The sequence below is a fragment of the Acrocarpospora macrocephala genome, from assembly GCF_009687865.1.
Taxonomy (GTDB): Bacteria; Actinomycetota; Actinomycetes; order Streptosporangiales; family Streptosporangiaceae; genus Acrocarpospora; species Acrocarpospora macrocephala.
In genome coordinates this window covers 12,517-30,330 of the sequence record NZ_BLAE01000015.1, presented here as the reverse complement: position 1 = coordinate 30,330, position 17,814 = coordinate 12,517, and the positions used below count along the sequence as shown (strand labels likewise).

The window sequence follows — 17,814 nt, the reverse complement described above, 5'->3', positions numbered from 1 at the left end:
CGGAGAAGCCGTCGTCCTCTGCCGTATTACCGTTGTAAACCGGATGTGTCCAAACCCGCACACGTCATTGACGTGAATATAGTTCCAACATACTCTCTATCGAGAATCCTGTTTCACCGCAGTGTGACGCAGGAACCCGGCATCGATGCCGGCACGACGAGAGGTGGATCCAATGACCTCTTCCTTACGCCCAGATACCGGGCCTTCCAGCCATGACTGAACGCGACCCGCTGCTGGCCGAGGCAGCGACCTGGTACGGCGACGGCCGATCCCCCGAGGCGGGGGACTGGCGGTCGCGCGTGGTGGGTCACTCCCTGGGCGACGCGACGGACAAGGCGGTGGAACGCGGCCGGGCGCTGATCGCGGCGGCCAGCCGACTGATCATGCGTTCGGGCGGCGCCGACTTCAGCGTGCAGAATGTCGCGACCGAGGCCGGCGTATCGCTACGAATCCTGTACCGGCACTTCACCGGACGGGACGACCTCCTCGTCGCCTTGGTGGAGGAGACGAACCTCGTTCTGGCCCGGCTCGTCCGCGAGCATGCCAAGCGCTTCAGCGACCCGCTGGACCGCCTCGGTGCCGCCCTGTTCTTCGCCACGGACGCGCGCCAGCACACCGACGCGTCCTACAACGCCGCCATGACCCGGCTCATCCTGAGCGTCAGCGTCAACGCCGGGGAGGCGGTCGGGCGGGCGCGCCGGCCGCTGATCGCCGCCTTTGCGGCGTTGATCCGGCCGCTGGTCGACGCGAAATGCATCGAGCCGGGCGATCCGGAGGAGCTGGCGGGCACCATCACGCGGTGCTACCTGGCTTTCCAGAACGACCGCTACCTCGGGAGCGCGGTCGGCGGCGCGCCTCTCGCGCAGGAGCGGTTCATCCGCTTCTGCATCCGCGGTCTCGGCGCGGAGACCCCGCCCGGGTGGGAGGAGCGGTTCCGCCTGAGCGAGGAGGAGATCGAGATTTCGCGGCTGAAGTCGGCCGAGATCTCCGGCGTCATCCGGCAGCCCGGGTGCCCGATTCCCTGAGCAGCGCCCCTGCCATCCCGCACCGCCGACCCGACACGTCCATCAGCACCGTCAGCACCACGGCCGGCGGTTCCCCCGGCACCACCTGACGGCTTCTCACCACCGCCCACCTGACGGGTGGTGATCCGCCTCCGCCACGCACCGCGTGTGCCACCCCTCACCTCTGGAGATCCCGTTGAAGACATATCCACGGCTCCGAACGGGTCAGCCGACTCGAATGCTGCCCCTGCTGCTGGTCGCTCTGCTCGGCGTGAGCCTCGCGGCGTGCGGGGGCGGCGCGAGCGAACCGAAGGCAGGCAGCAGTTCCGCCGCGTCGACCGAGCTGGATCCGAACGCGACGATTCGCTACGCGACGCTGCCGCCGGCCGCGATCGACCCGCACCGCACCACCTGCGCCTGCGAGATCGTCCACCTGGGACCGGTCTACGAGACGCTCGTCGCGCGCGACGCCGGCGGCCGACCGGTGCCCGGGCTGGCCAAGTCGTGGGAGTTCTCCGCCGACGGCAAGACGCTGACCTTCCACCTGCAGGACGGGGTCACCTTCCACGACGGATCGCCGTTCAACGCCGAGGCGGTGAAGGCGAACCTCGACCGTGCCCTGACGCTGCCGGAGTCGACCGTCAAGGGCGACCTCGCCGCCATCGAAGGCGTCAACGCCATCGACGAGCGCACCGTCCAGCTCAACCTGAAGGAACCGGGTGCGTCACTGCCCCTGATCCTGTCGAACATCGCCGGCATGATGGTCAGCCCGGCGGCCCTGAAGAGCGCGGACCTGAACACCACGATGGTCGGCACGGGTCCGTACAAGCTGACGACGCACGAGACCGGCCGGCGGATGGTCTTCGAGCGGTTCGATGGCTACTGGGACTCCGCCAAGGCCGCCAAAGCCGCGCGGATCGAGCTCATGCTGAACAGCGACAGCACGGCCACGTTCAACGCCCTGCGGTCCGGCCAGCTGGACATCGCGAGCATCCTGCCGAACGAGGCGAAGAACGCCGAGAGCCTGGGCTTCACCATCAAGGCGACTGGTGGCCTCGGCTACTACCACCTGCACCTCAACCGATCCCTGCCGCCGTTCGACAACGTCAAGGTCCGCCAGGCGATGAACTTCGCGATCGACCGCCAGGCCATCTTCAACGCCCTCGGATTCGGCTTCGGCGGGCCGACCACCGAGCCCTTCCCGCCGGGTTACTGGGCCTACAGCGAGGAGGCCGCGAACCTCTACGGCTATGACCCCGGCAAGGCCAAGGCGCTGCTCGCCGAGGCCGGTTTCAACGGCAACCTGGCCTTCGACGTCATCGTCCCGGCGACGCCCGGGTCGGTCAAGATCGCCGAGGCGGTCAAGAGCCAGCTCGGCGCGATCGGCGTCACCGTGAACATCAACACGGTCGAGGGTACGCAGTTCGCCCCCACCTTCTTCGGCGGCAAGACGACGATCCCGGTCGGCATCCTCCAGTGGACCGGCCGCCCCGAAGCCCGCCAGACGTTCTCCCAGTTGTTCACGTCCCAGGGCTACGGGAACCCCGGCCGCCACACCACCCCCGAGGTGGAGAAGCTGCTGGCCGAGGCGAACAAGCCGCAGGAGAGCCAGGACGCCGAGGCCAAGGCCGTCCAGGCCGTCACCAGGCAACTGATGGAGCAGGCACTCGACGTGCCGATCTACTACTACACCGCGCCGCTGGCCTACACCGGCAAGGTCGTCGGGATGGAGCCGTGGATCTCGGGCTACATCAATCTGCGCGATCTCGGCCTCACCACCAAGGGCTGACACCGCGATGAGGGTGAGCAGTGACACGAGTCCGGAGGTAAAGAAATGCCGCGCCTAGTGGGTCGGCGGCTCCTCGCCGCGCTGCCTGTGCTGTTCATCGTGTCGCTGCTCACCTTCGGCGTCACGCTGCTGGTCCCCGGCGACCCGGCCGTGACCCTCGCCGGGGAGAACGCCACCCCCGAGCAGGTCGACCAGACCCGTGAGCGGCTCGGCCTCAACGACCCGATCTACGTCCAGTACGGCCGGTGGCTCGGCGGCGCGCTGCAGGGCGACCTCGGCGAGTCCCTGTACGACCAGCGTCCCGTCGTCGACTCCATCCTGGAGCGGGTGCCGGTCACGTTCGGCCTGGCCGTGCTCGCCGTCCTCTTCGCCGCCGCGCTGGCGATCCCCTCCGGGGTCATCAGCGCGACTCGACGAGGGTCGATCTGGGACCGCGCCATCACGCTGGTGTCCTCCGCCGGCGTGGCCATCCCCAACTACTTCCTGGGGATGCTGCTGATCCTGCTGTTCGCCTTCGGGCTGGGCTGGCTGCCGGCCGTGGGATACGTGCCGTTCACCGAGAGCCCGGGCGACTGGTTCCTGCACCTCCTCCTGCCGGCGCTGTGTCTCGGCGTCGCCGGGTGGGCGGAGATCACCCGGCAGATCCGCAGCGCCATGATCCAGGAGCTTGAGCAGGACTACGCGCGAACCGCCACCGCCAAAGGGTTGCGGCGGCGAGCGGTGATCTTCAAGCACGCCGCCAAGAACGCCTCGGTACCGGCCATCACGGTCACGGGTCTGCAGGTGGCCTACCTGTTCGGCGGGACGGTGATCATCGAGCGGATGTTCGGGATCCCCGGCCTCGGCCAGTTCGCGATCAGCGCGGTGTACGTACGCGACATCCCCGTCATCCAAGGGGTGGTGATCGTCGCCACGGTGGTGGTGATCGTCACGAACCTCATCGTCGACACCCTGTATCCGCTGCTCAACCCGAAGGTGCGCCCGGCATGACCACCAAGAACGCCGCCACCGGCACCGCCACCGGGCCCGAACCGCGAAGCGGAGGCCCGGAACGCCGCCTGCACGCCGGCGCCATCCGCCGCATGGTGCGCCGGTTCCGCCGCCAGCGGGCCCCGATGGTCGCCCTCGGCTTCCTGGCCCTGCTCGTCCTGTCGGTCGTCGCCGCCCCGCTGATCTCACCCTATGACCCGCTCGAACAGCATCTGGCGGCGGTCCTGCAGGGCCCGAGCGCCGAGTACTGGTTCGGAACCGACGAGCTGGGCCGTGATCTGTTCAGCCGCGTGCTCGACGGCGGACGGGTGTCCCTGCTCGGCGCCGTGCAGGCCCTGGTCGTCGGCCTGGCGATCGGCCTGCCGCTCGGGCTGCTCGCCGGATACTTCTCCGGCGTCACCGACATGATCGTCATGCGGTTCACCGACGCCCTCATGAGCTTCCCGCCGCTGGTCATGATGTTGGCCATCGTCGCCGCCCTCGGCCCCAACCTGACCAACGCCATGCTCGCCTTAGGCGTGGTGTTCGCCCCGCGGTTCATCCGGCTGGTGCGCGGCGTCGTCCTCGCACTGCGCGAAGAGCCCTACATCGAGGCGGCGAGGAGCATCGGTGTCGCGGCGCCGTCGATCATCGTGCGGCACATCATCCCCAACGCGCTGCCGCCGCTGATCGTGCAGGTGTCGCTGGCCACGGGCTTCGCCATCCTCGCCGAGGCGTCGCTGAGCTTCCTCGGCCTCGGGGTGCAGCCTCCGCAGGCAAGTTGGGGCTCCATGCTGTCGCAAGGTTTCTCCAGCCTCGGCCAGAGCCCCACCATGATCGTTTTCCCTGGCGTGGCCATTGCGCTGACCGTGCTCGCCTGCAACGTCGTCGGTGACGGGCTGCGCGAGTCGATCGGCCGAGAAGTGAGGTCGGAGTGATGCAACCATCCACCGCACCGTCCACCGCCCTCGCGGGGACGCCGGCGTCCACCCGTCCACCCGTCCTGCAGATCGAGGACCTCAGCGTCGAGTTCCTCACCGAGCACGGCTGGGTGACCGTCATCGACTCCCTGTCGCTGACCATCGGTGAGGGGGAGTCGGTCGGCCTCGTCGGCGAGTCCGGCTCCGGCAAGAGCGTGACCAGTCTCGCCGCCATGGCTCTCATCAAGCACCCCGGGCGCGTCAGCGGGGGGCATGTGACCCTCGACGGCGTCCGCCTGGACAGGCTGAGCTGGCGGGAGATGGAGGACGTCCGCGGCAAGAAGATCGCCATGATCTTCCAGGAGCCGATGACGAGCCTGAATCCCAGCTTCACCGTCGGTGAGCAGATCGCCGAGGTCGTCCGGCGTCACGACGGACTGTCCCGCAAGCAGGCCGCCGAACGCGCGGTGAACATGCTGGACACCGTCGGCATCCCCCGGGCACGCGAACGCGCCAGGGCCTACCCGCACGAGTTCTCCGGCGGTATGCGGCAGCGCGTGATGATCGGCATGGCGCTGGCCTGCTCGCCGCGGATGCTGATCGCCGACGAGCCCACGACCGCGCTGGACGTGACGACCCAGATCCAGATCCTGGACCTGCTGCACGACCTGCGGGCCGAGTTCGGCATGGCGCTGCTTTTCATCTCGCATGACCTGGGCGTCATCGCCGACATCGCGGACCGGGTCGCGGTGATGTACGCCGGGCAGCTGGTCGAGACCGCCTCGGCCGACGAGCTGTTCGCCCGCCCGTCGCACCCCTACACCCGCGGCCTGATGCGGTCGATGCCGCGGGCGGACGAGGCGACCGAGACGTTCTTCGCCATCCCGGGCGCTCCTCCCGCGCCATGGGACTTCCCCTCCGGCTGCCGATTCGCCCCGCGTTGCTCCATGGCCGGCTCCGACTGCACCCAGGGGCCGATCCCGCTCATCCCCGTCGGCGCCGCGGACGCCGCCAGCCGCTGTCTGCGGACCACCGCGGCTGACCTGGAAGGACCGCACCTGTGAACCAGCCCTTGCTCGATGTCCAGTCGCTGTCGGTGACCTACGGGGGGCGGGGCAGGCGGTCCACGTCCATGCACGCGCTCGCTGACGTCTCCTTCTCGGTGGAGCGGGGGAAGACCCTCGCCGTGGTGGGGGAGTCGGGCTCGGGCAAGTCCACCGCGGCCCGTGCGATTCTCCGCCTCGTCGAGGCGCGCGGCGGGCGGGTGCTGCTCAACGGCACCGACATCCTCAGCCTCGACCGGCGGGAGCTGCGCCGCCGGCGGCGCGACATGCAGATCGTGCTGCAGGACCCCTACTCCTCACTAGACCCGTCGTCGACCGTCGGGGACAGCGTGGCCGAGCCGCTGCGGGTGCATCGTCGCGATCTGGACGCCGCAGGCCGTCGCGAGCTCGTGGCCAGTGCCTTCGAGCGGGTCGGGCTCAGCACCCACCACCTGGGCCGTTACCCCTACGAGTTCTCCGGTGGGCAGCGCCAGCGCATCGCCATCGCCCGCGCGATCGTGATCGAGCCCGAGCTGGTGATCCTCGACGAGGCCGTGAGCGCGCTGGACGTGTCGACCCAGAGCCAGGTGCTGAACCTGCTCAGGGACCTCCAGACGGACATGGGGATGACATACCTGTTCATCACCCATGACCTGTCCGTCGTGCGCAACCTGGCCGATGACGTCGTGGTGCTGCGATCGGGGGAGATCGTGGAACGAGGGGAGACCGCCACGGTGTACCGGGATCCGCAGCATCCCTACACCCGTACGCTCCTCGACGCGGTCCCACTGCCGGATCCGCAGGCCCAGCGACGGCGTCGCGCGCAGCGTCGCCGGGCGGCGCGGGGCGACGCGGGAGACGGGCAGGACGCGTCGCCGGTCGCGCTGTCCGCTTGATCGGTCATGGGCTCGGCCGGTCCGCCGTGACGTCGGCGGACCGGCCGCATCAGCTACCCTCCCGGGTGCTTCACCAGAGCTGCTGGATCTTCGCGGTGTTGTTCGCCACCTCTTCCCGGAGAACCTTCTTGGCGATCTTGCCCGTGGCTGTCCGCGGGACGTCCCCGGTCAGGTACAGGGCCTCCGGGCACTTGAAGGCGGCCAGGCGCGCGCCGGTGAACGACCGCAGCTCGTCGAGTCGCGGCTGGAAGCCGGGGCGCGGCACCACGACGGCGCAGACCCGCTCTCCCATCGCGCGCTCGGGAACGCCGACGACCGCGACGTCGGCGACCTCCGGGTGCTCGAAGAGCACGGCCTCCACCTCGGCGGAGTAGACGTTCTCACCGCCGCGGATGACGACGTCCTTGAGCCGGTCGACGACGTACACGAACCCGTCGCCGTCCACGTAGCCGAGGTCGCCCGAGTGGTACCAGCCGTCGACGAAGGCGGCCCGCGTCGCGGCCGGATTGTTCCAGTACCCCTTGACGATCTGCGGTGACCGGAAACACAGCTCGCCGATCTCCCCGGTGCTGAGGGGACACCCGTGCGGGTCCACCACGCGCAGGTCGGTGGTCGGGTTGGGCCTGCCGACGCTGTCCAGGTGCTCGGCATACTCAGAGCCCACGTTGCCCACCACGCCGGACGTCGTCTCGGTCGCGCCGTAGCCGTTGAGGAGCTGGACGGACGCGCCGAAGGCCTCCAGCGCCTGCTGCGGCAGGTCGGGCGGCACGCTGGCGCCGCCCATCGCGAACGCGTTGACCTGGAGCTTGAACTTCTCAAGGTCCGGATGCTCCAGGATCTGGCGTGCGATGGTCGGGGTTCCGCCGAGGCTGGTCACCTGCTCCCGCTCGGCCAGGGCCAGCCCTTCTTCGACGTTCCACCTGCGCATGAGCACGATTTTCAGCCCGGACATCGCGCCGCCGACGATCGAGGCGATGCCGCCCACGTGGAACAAGGGCGCTACGGCGAGCGACGCCGGCTGGACCGAGGCCGGGGTGTGCCCGCCGATGAGGGCGGCGCGGGCGGCCATGAACCCCATGTTCATGATGCTCACGATGGTGCCGCGGCTGGTGCCCAGCGCACCCTTGGGGCGCCCGGTCGTCCCCGACGTGTAAAGGATCGTCACCGGGTCGTCGGGGCCGAGCACCGCGAACTCGGCTTCGCCGAGCCGGCGGCCGTTCGCCAGGTTCTCGAAGGCCACGTCACCGGCCTGCGTTCGCACCCCGACGACGGCCAGGCCCGTGGCGGCGTCCTCGGCGCAGGAGAGGCGTTCGATCCGCTCCTCGTCGGCGAACACCAGTTCGGCGCCGGAGTCCCGGATCGCGTAGTGCAGCTCCGACCCGGTCCACCAGGAGTTGAGCGGTACCACGATCGCACCCAGCACCGCCGCTCCCCAGAAGGCGGCCACGAACTCCGGGAAGTTGCGCATCGCGATCGCGACGCGATCGCCCTGGGCGATCCCGAAGTCGGACTTCAACCGCTGCGCGACGCTGAGCGCCTGCCGGCGGACATCCGCGAACGTCAGCCGCTCGTCCTCGAAGACGAGGTGCACCTTATCCGCGTGTGCCTGGGCTGACTGGAAGGCGTCCACGATCGTGTCCAGCGCCCGCACGAACGACCGCACGGTGACGCCGTCGACCTCGATCTCCTCGGTTTCGAAGGATGCGCCCGGACCGAGCAGAGCCCGCAGGCGCGGATCGGTGTCGTAGGAACTGACGAATACGCCGTCGCCGGCACGAACACTGAAGTTGGCCACGACTGAGCTCCTCCTTGAGCGCACACAGCCTTGATGTGAGACGAAGGGACGATGTTGTCGGCCGGTGTGTGTCGCGTCCTTCTGGTTCGGCTGCCCTTCTGGCCGGGTGCGGTGCCGACGCGACGCCGGCTACTCCGATGGCTGACTGGGGGAACATCGTCAGCGCCGCCGCGCGGGCGCGCTGCTCTGTGAGCGGCTGTCTTCCAGATCCGGGGCGCTCGGTCGGGAAGCAGCCCCAGCAGACGTGCAGCGATGATATTGCGCTGGATCCGGCTGCCGCCACCGGCGATCGCGGCCTGCGACTCGGTCGGCAGCCCATCGCGGCCGGGACGCTCCGGTCCGCGTCCCGGCCGACGGTGGGTCAGTGGTCGATGCCGAGGAGGTCCAGCACGTTGGTCCGCATGACCTGGTCGGTCTCCGACTCGGTGAAGCCGTCGAGTTCGTCGCGGAAGTCGATCGGGTTGACCAAGCCCTCACCGTGCGGCCAGTCCGAGCCGAACAGGACGCGGTCGGCGCCGATGGTGTCGGCCAGTTTGCGGACGTCTTCTTCGTAGTAGGGGGCGACCCACACGTGCCGGCGGATCGTGTCGGCCGGGTCCTCGGTGAAGGCCCAGGGCGTCTGGTTGGCCTGCTTGCGCAGCCGCTTGATGAGCAGGTGCACCCAGTCCGAGCCGTTCTCGATGCTGGCCACCCGCAGCGCCGGGTGGCGGGTGAAGACGCCGTCGATGATCAGGCTGGCGATGGTGTCGTGGATGGCCCGGTCGGAGACCACCAGCGAGGCCAGCACGTTGGGGTTGCGGAAGGGCACGAACCGGTCGGGTGCGCCCCAGGCGGCGGCGAACCGGTTGTAGCCGCTGTCGCTCAGGTGGAAGGCGACCGGGATGCCCGCCTCGGCCAGCTTGGCCCACACCTTGTCGTACATCGGGTTCCCGAGGGAGCTGGAGCGGCCGTAGGGCGCCGGCACCGGGGCCGGGCGCACCGACACGATCCGCACCCCCTGCCCGATGAGCCGGTCGACCTCCTTCACGGCCTCGTCCGGGTCGGCCAGCGACAACATCGCGGTGGCGAAGATCCGGCCCTTGTAGGCATATCCCCAGTCGTCCTCCAGCCAGCGGTTGAAGGCTTGGACGCTGGCCATCAGGGCGCCGATGTCGTCCTTGAGCGCCTCCTCCACGCCACAGCCGATCGTCGGGAGGAGCAGCGCGCCCGACAGGCCTTGCGCCTCCAGCACTTCTACGCGCAAGTCGCGGTCTTGGAAGGCGGGGTTGAGCGGTTGCACCTTGGTGAGGCTGCGCGGGTCCACCCCGTCGGGGATCTGACCGCGGAACAGCAGGTCCAGGCAACCCGGGACGATGATGGGGTCGAAGGTCGGGTTGGGTACGAACTCGAACAGGCGGCCTCCCGCCAGCAGCTCGGTGTGCGTCCCCCGCTTGATCACCTCGATGCCGCGGTGCCGGTATTCGCGGTCCAGGTGCCGGGTGAAGGCGTCGATCTTCTCGTAGTAGTGGTTGTCGCAGTCGAAGGGCAGGGCGTACGTCGCCGCGTTGCTCTGCTGTTCGGGGGCGGTGATCGTCATTTCGGCTCTCCTCCGTTGAAGAAGAAACGCTCGGCGTTTCGGTACAGGTAGTTGTCGAGCACCTCGGGCTCCAGATCCAGCTGCGCCGCCTCGGAGACGGTGCGCGTCATGGTCAGCACCGGCGCGTCAGAAGCGAACATGATCTTGGTCTTGCCGCGGGTCCGCATGTAGTGCAACAGCGACTGCGGCAGGTACTTCGGTGCCCAGGCCGACGTCATCAGGTGCAGGTTCTTGTACTTGATCATCAGGCGGATGGCGATGTCCCACCACGGGTCCGCTCCGTGGATCATGGACACCTTCAGTTCGGGGAAGCGCATGCAGACCCGGTCGAGGTGGATCGGGTTCTGCGCCTCACCGGGAAGCGGCGGTCCGGGCAGCCCCGCGTTCATGCAGACGGGTAGCTCCAGCTCGCACGCCTTGGTGTAGAGCGGGTAGTAAACCGCGTCGCTCGGGGGGTAGTTGCCATCGCCCCAGAAGCTGGGGCCGACCGAGACGTAGGAGACCGGCGCGCTCGCCACGATCGAGCTCAGGGTGCGGAGCGTGGGCATCGGCCGCAGCAGGTCCAGACCGCCGATCGCGAGCGAGAAGCGCTCGGGTGCCCGCTCCGCGAACTCCAGTGCCCGCTTGGAGCCGATGGTGCTGACGAGGATCGCGCGGCGCACGCCGAGCCGGTCCATCTCGTCGACCATCTCGTCGAAGTCGGTGTTCTGCAACATGGCCGTGCCGGCCTTGAAGTAGTCCTCCTTGACCCGCACGAGCCAGTCGGGCGGCTCGGCGTCTCCCATGCTGACGTTCACCAGGCAGTCGATGGCTCTGTCCACCGTTGTCATGGGATCCCCTCTCGTGCTGGGGCGGGTCACTCGGCGGTCGGATCCGCACGACGCCCGCCGGGCGGGTGCGTCCCCGGTCAAGGTCATCAGGATCGGCATGAGCGCTTGCCCGCGGTCGATACCGGCGTCTTCGTCGGGGCCGACCTTCGGCCCTTTCGCCTTCATTGCCCTTGCCGTTGCCAGGACAGTAGAACACTATGTGTATGAGTGTCCAGTGTCCGGCGGCAGCCGCCCGCGCGGTGCCGACCGGCGGAACTGGGCGAGGAGAGCAGCCGGCGAACGGGTGCCGAGCCTGCCGCGGGGGTACCGCGGCCAGCCGGGACGTCCCGTTCCCGCACGTCGGGCGCGGCCGGGAGACGGCCGCGCGGATGGGAGAGCGAGATGACCGACGCCGATGTTCTGGCGTTATTCCTGGTGCGCGTGGTTGTGGGCGTCACGATGATCGCGCACGGGGTCAACCACTGGCGCGGTGGCGGCCGCGTCGAGGGCACCGCCGACTGGTTCACCGGCCTGGGCCTGCGCCACGGGAGGCTGCAGGCCTGGGCGAGCGTGATCACCGAGATCGGCGCCGGCGTGCTGCTGCTGGTCGGCCTGCTCACATCACTGGCCTGCGCCGCGGTCATCGCCGTGATGCTGATCGCGGGGCTCCTCGCCCACCGCCCCAACGGATTCTTCGTCTTCAGGGATGGCTACGAGTACGTGCTGGTGCTCGCGGTGACCTCGCTCGCCCTGGCAATCCTGGGCCCCGGACGCTGGTCGATCGACGACGCCGCCGCCATCGCCGTCACCGGCTGGGCGGGGGGCGGTATCGCCATCGGAGTGGCTCTCGCCGCGACGGCCGGAATGCTGGCGGCGTTCTGGCGGCCGCAGCCGAAGACGGCCGACTCGCCTGAGACCGCGCCAACGCCTTGAGCTCGCACTGCCGGTGTGGCTGCCTCGGCAGGTCGCCTTGGCCGTAGTGGGCAGCCCCAGTTGATCGGAGGACAAACATGATGATCACCCCTGCGTACGAGGATCCGACCGGAGCGCGAACCGAGGTGCCGCAGGCCTTCGAGCGAGGAAGCGCCGCGGCGAGTGACGTGCTGGTCGAGGAGAGCCCTGTCGGCCCGATCGTGCGCCGGCCCGGCCCCGTCGAGTTCACCGTCATCTATCTGCACGGCAATCGGGACATGTCGGGCGCACCGGAGCCGGGCCTCGATTTCGCCGGCCGGCTGGCCCTGCGGACGGGAGCCGCCGTGCTTTGTCCCCGCTACCGGCCGGAGTTCCCCGCCGCTCTAGACGACGTCCACGTCGCCTACGACCACAGCCGGGCCATGGCTCCCGTGGTGGTAGTCGGCGAGCGGTTGGGAGCCGGGCTCGCGGCCGCCCTGCTGATCCGGCTCCGCGACCTGGGCGTCGCGCCGCCCCGGTGCGCGGTGCTGGTGTCGGCACTGCTCGACCTGACCCTGGGAGCGCCGAGCCTGCTGCTCAACGCCGGCGCCGATTCCACCTTCGACGTCGCCGAACTACAACGGCAGGTCACGCGGTACGCGGGTGGCACGCCACCGACCGACCCGCTGCTGAGCCCGCTCTACGCGAACCTGCACGGCCTGCCCCCGATCCAGCTCCTCGCCGCGGGAAACGACCCCCTGCTGGACGACTCGCTGGCGTTCGCCGCCCGTGCCGCCCGTGCCGCCGTCCCGGTCGACCTGCGGGTACGGCCGGATGGGGGTGCCCTGCGAGCCAGGACTGTCATGGACCTGGCGGTGTTCGCCGAGACGTGGACCTCGGCAGCACGCTCGTCCCACGCGCGGCACTAGCCCATGTGGCCGCCCTCATCCGCAGCCAGTGAAGGACACGCATGCTCATCAAGGATCACGCGCCCGACGACGATCTCCCCGCCGCCGCGGCGACCGCGCACCCCCGCACCGCCAAACAGCCGGTGCTGGATCATCTGGCGATCGGCGTCAGGAAATGGTCTGACGCCTACGAACGCTTTGTGCGGGAACTGGGCGGCAGGTGGGGTTACGGGGGACCGGCGGGAGACTTCGCCCCCTACCAGCTCGTCTTCGGCGCGGGCATGCGGCTGGAGTTCATCTCGCCGCACGCACCTGACGGCTTCATGTGGCGGTTCATGGAACGCCATGGACCGTCCGCCCACCACGTCACCTTCAAGGTCTCCTCGCTCGACACGACCAGGCGGGAGCTCTCCCGTCTCGGCTTCGAGGCCTTTGGCGGCCGGCCGGACATCCCGGTCTGGCGGGAGGCCTTCGTACATCCCAAGCACTCTGGCATCGGCACGCTGGTGCAGATCGTGGAAAGCGATGAGGAGTCCATCGCCCGTCACGCGGAAGTCGGGCGGCCGGCCGACTTCCCGGCCGCCGGCGTGGAACCACGCGAGGTCGCGTGGTTCGGACTCACCGCCTCGGACCTCGGGCGGGCCGAGGACCTGCTGGTGAAGGCGCTGCACGGCACCATCTCTGAGGAGGGGGACGGCTGGTTTTTCGCCACCTGGGGACACGGCCGCTCCATTCTCGTGCGCCGTCCGGCCGCCACCCCCGGAAGCACGCGGCTGTGGGCCCAGGTTCCGACCGAGGGCGTCGGCTTCGTGATCTTCGGCCCTGGCGACCTCACGGTCTCCTCCCTGTGCACGCTCGCCGACGGCCTTGTCCGGATGCCTCCGCAGCAGGCGACCGGGGTGCCCGTGTGGCTGATATGAGAGCTCGGCCGCCCGTGGCCGACTAGCCTGCGGGCCGGGGCGTCGCGAACTCCCGCGCCCTGTCCTAAATGCCGCGACCGGTGTCTCGGTCGAGCAGCGGAACACGTGCCTACGGCCGGCTCGACGGCGTCCACGTGAACGCGGCCGACCTGTCACAGCAACGCCGTCTGCCAGCTTTTCGCGGGGACGTGCACGCCGTCGCCACGACGCGCACGTCCTCGGACGTGTGGGTGCCCGGCCGTCGCTGTTCTTGGGCATAAGACGCTGCGAAAGAAAGGAACCCGGCCGTCGATCTCAGGTCAGGCCGCTGATGGCGTACCGCTGAACGAACAGGCCGACCGAGTGCGGATCGTCGCCAGCGTGCGCTATCGAAGCCTGGAAGATGGTGAACGAGAGCAGGATTCTCGCGAGCCATTCACTCGCGTCGCCCACATCGAGGTTCTTGCGGACCTCTCCGCGTTCGCGGGCCGCCTCGATATAGGGCCGGATGAACTTGGCCGTCCGGCGCAAGGCCTGCGTGCTCTGCGTGGCCAGCATATGGACCATGGCGATCTGGTTATTGCGCGGGTCCTCGGTTTCCGGATGGATCGATCGGATGATCCTTTCCGAGAACTCTCCCAACTGCTCGGAGAGAAGTGACCGGCCGTCCATCGCCTTGGCGACGTCTGCGAAGAACCGGTCCGTCGTACGCTGCCTCAGCGCCTCCAGGAGCACCTCTCGCGACTCGAAGTATCGGTACAGCGTCCCTCTGGCGACCCTTGCACTGCGCGCCACGTCGGCCATGCTCATTCTGCTGACGCCGATCTGCTGTATCAGGCGTTCCGCGGCTTCGAGGATTCTTTCCTCGGCCGCTTTGTCCGGAGCGCCCGAGGTAGCGGTCTTCGCGCCCAGCTGTACCGGGTCAGCCTGATGCCAGAATCCTTCAAAGCCGTCACTCATCTTCCGATCTCCTCGGTTCACGGCCGTCGATGACGCAGTCTATGGTCGCCGCATCGACCCGGGCTTCGGATCACCGCACGGCCGGGTGCGCTGGGACTCGACCTACCCGCCACGGGTATGGCGGGATGGCCACGCGTCATCGGGTGTTTCCCGTTCGTGTCCATGCCGTCTTCTCCATTGCTCGGTACCTGACTAGGGTCGGGTCTTCGGACCGGCACCCGCACCGGACATTCTCACCCCTCCACGCTCACCGCACGCTGACTCACCGCGTCCTCTGCGATGATGCAGGGTTATACAGGTGAACATATTATGACCTACTGTCCCAGTCCTTGTGGTGGCGAGCGGGTGAGCGCTTCGGCCCTGCCGCATGGCTATGGGTCACGTCAACGCCTGACCCAACTCCTCGGTGCTGAGGCGCTACCCGCACCTGCCAGGGATACAGGGCCTGGGCGCGGCCGGCGAACGCCTGGTTCTAAGAGCGATTCATGGCCCCACTGTGTAGCCGGGTGGTTACTGTTCAGCGAGATTTGGCCCCACCTCTGGTCGCGCAGTACCTGGGGTGGCGCCCGCCGTCGACGCTGGAGCTCAAGGAGCTCGACGAGTTCCTGCTCGCGCGAGCGATGGAGCACGACTCGCCGACGCTGCTGTTCCGGCTGGCGTGCGAGTACCTGATCTCCGCGCGGGTGATCCGGCCTGGACCGGTGATCGTGGTCAAGCGGGTCGCGCACGCCCGCGAGGAAGCGCAGCGGGAGACGTTCGCCCGGCTGGCGCACGAGTTCACCGACGTTCGGCGCGCCGCGCTGGACGGGCTGCAGGTCACCGACCCGAGGTCAAGGCCACACGACTGCGATGGCTGGCCACCGGCCCGGTCGAGGCGTCCCCGGCCGCGATGAAGGCGGAGGTCGCGAAGCTGGCGTTCCTACGCGGCCTGGGCGCCGATGCCCTGGACCTGTCGGTGCTCCCGGCCGAGCGGCGCCGGTTCCAGGCCGCCGTCCGGTTCCTGGCGGGACCGCGGCGGCCGGACTGCTGGAAGCGGTGGAGATCCTGCGGGAACTCAACGCCATCGGCGCCATCGAGGTCGACATCGAAGGCGAACTCGCGCAGCTCGGCCCGACCGGATACCGGCCGCTGCGGGTGCGCGACACCCTGTTCTGAGCCGAGGGCCTGGCGATGGCTCGGCGTACCGGCCGAGGTGTTGGGGCGGGGGAAGGCCGTCCGACGGCAGCAGCGGTCGGGGAGAGTTGGCCATGGGTGCGCCGCTGCCCGTGCGAGGGTGAAATCGAGATCCGGTGGGTGGTGCTCGAGCCCGCCGGGTACGCCGTGCTGAGTCCGGAACCCGGGGGACTATCTGCGGACGCAGATCGCGCACCGATTAGGTTTCCGCGCCGCGCCCGTCTGTACGTGTGAGATCGACTCACGAGAGGCTGGCACGATGCGGAAACTGATCTTCGGCATGAACGTGACCCTGGACGGCTACATCGCCGCGCCCGGCGACGACATCGGCTGGGGCGGGCCGCCGAGCGACGAGCTGTTCCAGTGGTGGCTCGACAGGGAGCGGGCGAGCGGCCTGTCGCTGTACGGGCGCAAGCTGTGGGAGACGATGAGCTCCTACTGGCCGACCGGCGACCAGCAGCCCAACGCTACCCCGGCGCAGATCGAGTTCGCGCGGAACTGGCGGGACACGCCGAAGGTTGTGTTCTCCTCGACGGTCGACAAGGTCGACTGGAACACCCGCCTGGTCACCGGCGACGCGGTCGCCGAGATCACCCGGCTCAAGGCCGAGGACGGCGCCCCGATGGGCATCTGCGGCGCAACGCTCGCCGGGGCGGCCATGCGGGCCGGGCTGATCGACGAGTACGCCCTGGCCACCTACCCGGTCCTGGTGGGCGGCGGCACGCCGTTCTTCACGGCGCTGGACAGCTGGGTGAACCTGACCCTGGTGGAGACGCGGACGTTTCCCGGCGGCGTGGTGCTGACTCGATACGAGACGAAGCGATGAGCACGGGCCAAATGCTCGGCTCGTGAGGCCGGGTCGAAATCCTTCCTGGTGTGCTCACCGTGACCCTCGGCTATGAGGGAACCTTCCCCGGCCCCTTCCTTGCGTTCCGAGTGAGCTGTTGACCGACTCGCTGGAGATGAGGACGACGGCGTCGTTGATCATGACGATGTTCTTCGGGGGCATAAAGATGCCCCGCCGGCAACGCCGGCGGGGCGGTGGTGTTCGAGTTGTCGCGTTGGTGTTCAGCTGGTCGGGGTGCTCATTCCGCGGTGACTTCGGTGACGGCGGCCCGTGCGCTGGACTCGTCGACAATGGGGCTTTTGTCTGATCACAGTGTCGGGGGCAGGCCCAGCCATGGTTTGTCGGTGGCGTCGAATCCGGTGAGCTCGGCGATCTTCCCGTCGACGATGTGCAGGACCGCGATGGTAAATAGCCGGTACTCCGGGTCGTCGGGGGTGCGGCGGTACAGCGCGGCGGCAGGCATGCGGTTGACCGTCGTGGTGATACAGCGCCAGTCGTCGTAGCCGCGCTGGAAGAGCCCACCGGAAACCCAGCCGTCCACCGCGTCTTTGGCCGTCATGATCAAGGTGCCCAGCTCGGGCAGCATCGCGAAGCGCAGGTCGTCGCGCAGTAGGGACATCAGCCCGTCGAGGTCGTTGCGCTCATGGGCGTCGATATACGACTTCACCACGCCGCGCTCGTCATTCGACAGCTCGTGGGTGGCGGGTCTCCGCCAGTCGAGGCGGCGGTCGGGTAGCTGCTCGCGCATCGTCACGCGCGCCCGCTGCAGTGCGCTGGTCACCGATGCGACGGTCAGCTCGAGTGCGTCGGCGGTCTTCGACGCCGGCCAGCCTAGGACGTCGCGCAGGATGAACACCGCCCGCTGCCGCGGCGGCAGGTGCTGGACGGCGACGATGAACGCCAGCTCGATCGTCTCCCGCGCCACCACCGATTCCTGCGGGTCCTCGGGGAGCATCCGGTCGGGGTACGGCTGCAGGTACAGCACCTCGGAGCTGGGGTCCGGCAGCTCGGATGGTACGGATGTGCGGTCGTTGCGCTTCTCCAGGAAGTCGAGGCAGGCGTTCGTCGCGATCCGGTACAGCCAGGTCCGCAGCGCGGCATGGCCCTTGAACGACTCCCGCTTGTTCCACGCTCGCAGGAACGTCTCCTGCGTCATGTCCTGGGCGTCCTCGTAGTTCGCGAGCATCCGGTAGCAGTGCACCTGCAGCTCACGGCGGTGGCGCTCCGTGAGGAGCGCGAACCTCGCCGTGTCGTCTGAGCGGACCGCGGCGATGAACGTGGCCTCGTCGGCGCCCAGCAGTCTGGCGTCGGTCATGGTCATCAATCCTTCCACAG

Annotated in this window: 16 protein-coding genes; 11 read left to right on the top strand and 5 right to left on the bottom strand. The window is 68.8% G+C overall.

Annotated features, from left to right (window positions below; all coding sequences use genetic code 11):
• Positions 1–212: 212 nt before the first annotated feature.
• The 6 genes from Amac_RS14620 (at position 213) to Amac_RS14595 (ending at position 6,621) form a co-directional block, all read left to right on the top strand.
• The gene (locus Amac_RS14620) at positions 213–1,025 is read left to right on the top strand and encodes a TetR/AcrR family transcriptional regulator (protein ID WP_155354914.1); all 813 of its coding nucleotides are present in this window, start codon (positions 213–215) and stop codon (positions 1,023–1,025) included.
• Positions 1,026–1,242: 217 nt separating this feature from the next.
• Positions 1,243–2,793: an ABC transporter substrate-binding protein gene (locus Amac_RS14615; protein WP_155354913.1), complete on the top strand. Its 1,551-nt coding sequence runs from the start codon at positions 1,243–1,245 to the stop codon at positions 2,791–2,793.
• 45 nt (positions 2,794–2,838) lie between these two features.
• Complete coding sequence (locus tag Amac_RS14610) at positions 2,839–3,783, top strand: ABC transporter permease (protein ID WP_155354912.1); 945 nt, start codon at positions 2,839–2,841, stop codon at positions 3,781–3,783.
• Positions 3,780–4,700 (top strand): ABC transporter permease, encoded by a 921-nt coding sequence (locus tag Amac_RS14605; RefSeq protein ID WP_155354911.1) that lies wholly within the window; start codon positions 3,780–3,782, stop codon positions 4,698–4,700. Before Amac_RS14610 ends, Amac_RS14605 begins: the two co-directional genes overlap by 4 nt.
• Positions 4,700–5,746, top strand: a complete 1,047-nt coding sequence (locus Amac_RS14600; protein ID WP_155354910.1) for an ABC transporter ATP-binding protein — start codon at positions 4,700–4,702, stop codon at positions 5,744–5,746. The genes Amac_RS14605 and Amac_RS14600 overlap by 1 nt, the downstream gene beginning before the upstream one ends.
• A complete protein-coding gene (locus tag Amac_RS14595) occupies positions 5,743–6,621 on the top strand; it encodes an ATP-binding cassette domain-containing protein (RefSeq protein ID WP_218041077.1) in 879 nt (292 codons plus the stop codon). The genes Amac_RS14600 and Amac_RS14595 overlap by 4 nt, the downstream gene beginning before the upstream one ends.
• Positions 6,622–6,691: 70 nt before the next feature.
• Here Amac_RS14595 and Amac_RS14590 read toward each other — a convergent pair whose 3' ends face one another.
• The 3 genes from Amac_RS14590 to Amac_RS14580 form a co-directional block, all read right to left on the bottom strand.
• On the bottom strand, positions 6,692–8,416 hold the full coding sequence (locus tag Amac_RS14590; protein ID WP_155354909.1) for a class I adenylate-forming enzyme family protein: 1,725 nt from the start codon (positions 8,414–8,416) through the stop codon (positions 6,692–6,694).
• 361 nt (positions 8,417–8,777) lie between these two features.
• Positions 8,778–9,992 (bottom strand): amidohydrolase family protein, encoded by a 1,215-nt coding sequence (locus tag Amac_RS14585; protein WP_155354908.1) that lies wholly within the window; start codon positions 9,990–9,992, stop codon positions 8,778–8,780.
• On the bottom strand, positions 9,989–10,822 hold the full coding sequence (locus tag Amac_RS14580; RefSeq protein ID WP_155354907.1) for an amidohydrolase family protein: 834 nt from the start codon (positions 10,820–10,822) through the stop codon (positions 9,989–9,991). The genes Amac_RS14585 and Amac_RS14580 overlap by 4 nt, the downstream gene beginning before the upstream one ends.
• A 381-nt stretch (positions 10,823–11,203) precedes the next feature.
• On the opposite strand from Amac_RS14580, the gene Amac_RS14575 reads away from it, so the two are divergent.
• From Amac_RS14575 to Amac_RS14565, 3 genes are all read left to right on the top strand, one after another.
• Positions 11,204–11,734, top strand: coding sequence for a DoxX family protein (locus Amac_RS14575; protein ID WP_155354906.1), 531 nt, complete (start codon positions 11,204–11,206; stop codon positions 11,732–11,734).
• 77 nt (positions 11,735–11,811) lie between these two features.
• A complete protein-coding gene (locus tag Amac_RS14570) occupies positions 11,812–12,621 on the top strand; it encodes an alpha/beta hydrolase fold domain-containing protein (RefSeq protein ID WP_246268351.1) in 810 nt (269 codons plus the stop codon).
• A gap of 41 nt (positions 12,622–12,662) precedes the next feature.
• Positions 12,663–13,520: a VOC family protein gene (locus tag Amac_RS14565; protein ID WP_155354905.1), complete on the top strand. Its 858-nt coding sequence runs from the start codon at positions 12,663–12,665 to the stop codon at positions 13,518–13,520.
• Between the two features lie 294 nt (positions 13,521–13,814).
• Here Amac_RS14565 and Amac_RS14560 read toward each other — a convergent pair whose 3' ends face one another.
• Positions 13,815–14,459: a TetR/AcrR family transcriptional regulator gene (locus Amac_RS14560; protein ID WP_155354904.1), complete on the bottom strand. Its 645-nt coding sequence runs from the start codon at positions 14,457–14,459 to the stop codon at positions 13,815–13,817.
• Between the two features lie 527 nt (positions 14,460–14,986).
• Between Amac_RS14560 and Amac_RS14555 the strand changes: the two genes are divergently transcribed.
• Both Amac_RS14555 and Amac_RS14550 read left to right on the top strand, forming a co-directional pair.
• Positions 14,987–15,352 carry a DUF4158 domain-containing protein gene (locus Amac_RS14555; protein WP_218041076.1) on the top strand — a complete coding sequence of 122 codons (366 nt, stop codon included), beginning with the start codon at positions 14,987–14,989 and terminating at the stop codon, positions 15,350–15,352.
• Between the two features lie 539 nt (positions 15,353–15,891).
• A complete protein-coding gene (locus Amac_RS14550) occupies positions 15,892–16,458 on the top strand; it encodes a dihydrofolate reductase family protein (RefSeq protein WP_155354903.1) in 567 nt (188 codons plus the stop codon).
• Between the two features lie 328 nt (positions 16,459–16,786).
• On the opposite strand, the gene Amac_RS14545 is transcribed toward Amac_RS14550, so the two are convergent.
• Positions 16,787–17,794: an RNA polymerase subunit sigma-70 gene (locus Amac_RS14545; protein WP_155354902.1), complete on the bottom strand. Its 1,008-nt coding sequence runs from the start codon at positions 17,792–17,794 to the stop codon at positions 16,787–16,789.
• Positions 17,795–17,814: the final 20 nt, after the last annotated feature.

What these genes read in the sequence shown, in the direction of transcription:
- Amac_RS14620 (WP_155354914.1), top strand. Translation starts at nt 213, where the DNA reads ATGACTGAACGCGACCCGCTGCTGGCCGAGGCAGCGACCTGGTACGGC.
- Amac_RS14615 (WP_155354913.1), top strand. Translation starts at nt 1,243, where the DNA reads ATGCTGCCCCTGCTGCTGGTCGCTCTGCTCGGCGTGAGCCTCGCGGCG.
- Amac_RS14610 (WP_155354912.1), top strand. Translation starts at nt 2,839, where the DNA reads ATGCCGCGCCTAGTGGGTCGGCGGCTCCTCGCCGCGCTGCCTGTGCTG.
- Amac_RS14605 (WP_155354911.1), top strand. Translation starts at nt 3,780, where the DNA reads ATGACCACCAAGAACGCCGCCACCGGCACCGCCACCGGGCCCGAACCG.
- Amac_RS14600 (WP_155354910.1), top strand. Translation starts at nt 4,700, where the DNA reads ATGCAACCATCCACCGCACCGTCCACCGCCCTCGCGGGGACGCCGGCG.
- Amac_RS14585 (WP_155354908.1), bottom strand. Translation starts at nt 9,992, where the DNA reads ATGACGATCACCGCCCCCGAACAGCAGAGCAACGCGGCGACGTACGCC.
- Amac_RS14580 (WP_155354907.1), bottom strand. Translation starts at nt 10,822, where the DNA reads ATGACAACGGTGGACAGAGCCATCGACTGCCTGGTGAACGTCAGCATG.
- Amac_RS14575 (WP_155354906.1), top strand. Translation starts at nt 11,204, where the DNA reads ATGACCGACGCCGATGTTCTGGCGTTATTCCTGGTGCGCGTGGTTGTG.
- Amac_RS14570 (WP_246268351.1), top strand. Translation starts at nt 11,812, where the DNA reads ATGATGATCACCCCTGCGTACGAGGATCCGACCGGAGCGCGAACCGAG.
- Amac_RS14565 (WP_155354905.1), top strand. Translation starts at nt 12,663, where the DNA reads ATGCTCATCAAGGATCACGCGCCCGACGACGATCTCCCCGCCGCCGCG.
- Amac_RS14560 (WP_155354904.1), bottom strand. Translation starts at nt 14,459, where the DNA reads ATGAGTGACGGCTTTGAAGGATTCTGGCATCAGGCTGACCCGGTACAG.
- Amac_RS14550 (WP_155354903.1), top strand. Translation starts at nt 15,892, where the DNA reads ATGCGGAAACTGATCTTCGGCATGAACGTGACCCTGGACGGCTACATC.
- Amac_RS14545 (WP_155354902.1), bottom strand. Translation starts at nt 17,794, where the DNA reads ATGACCGACGCCAGACTGCTGGGCGCCGACGAGGCCACGTTCATCGCC.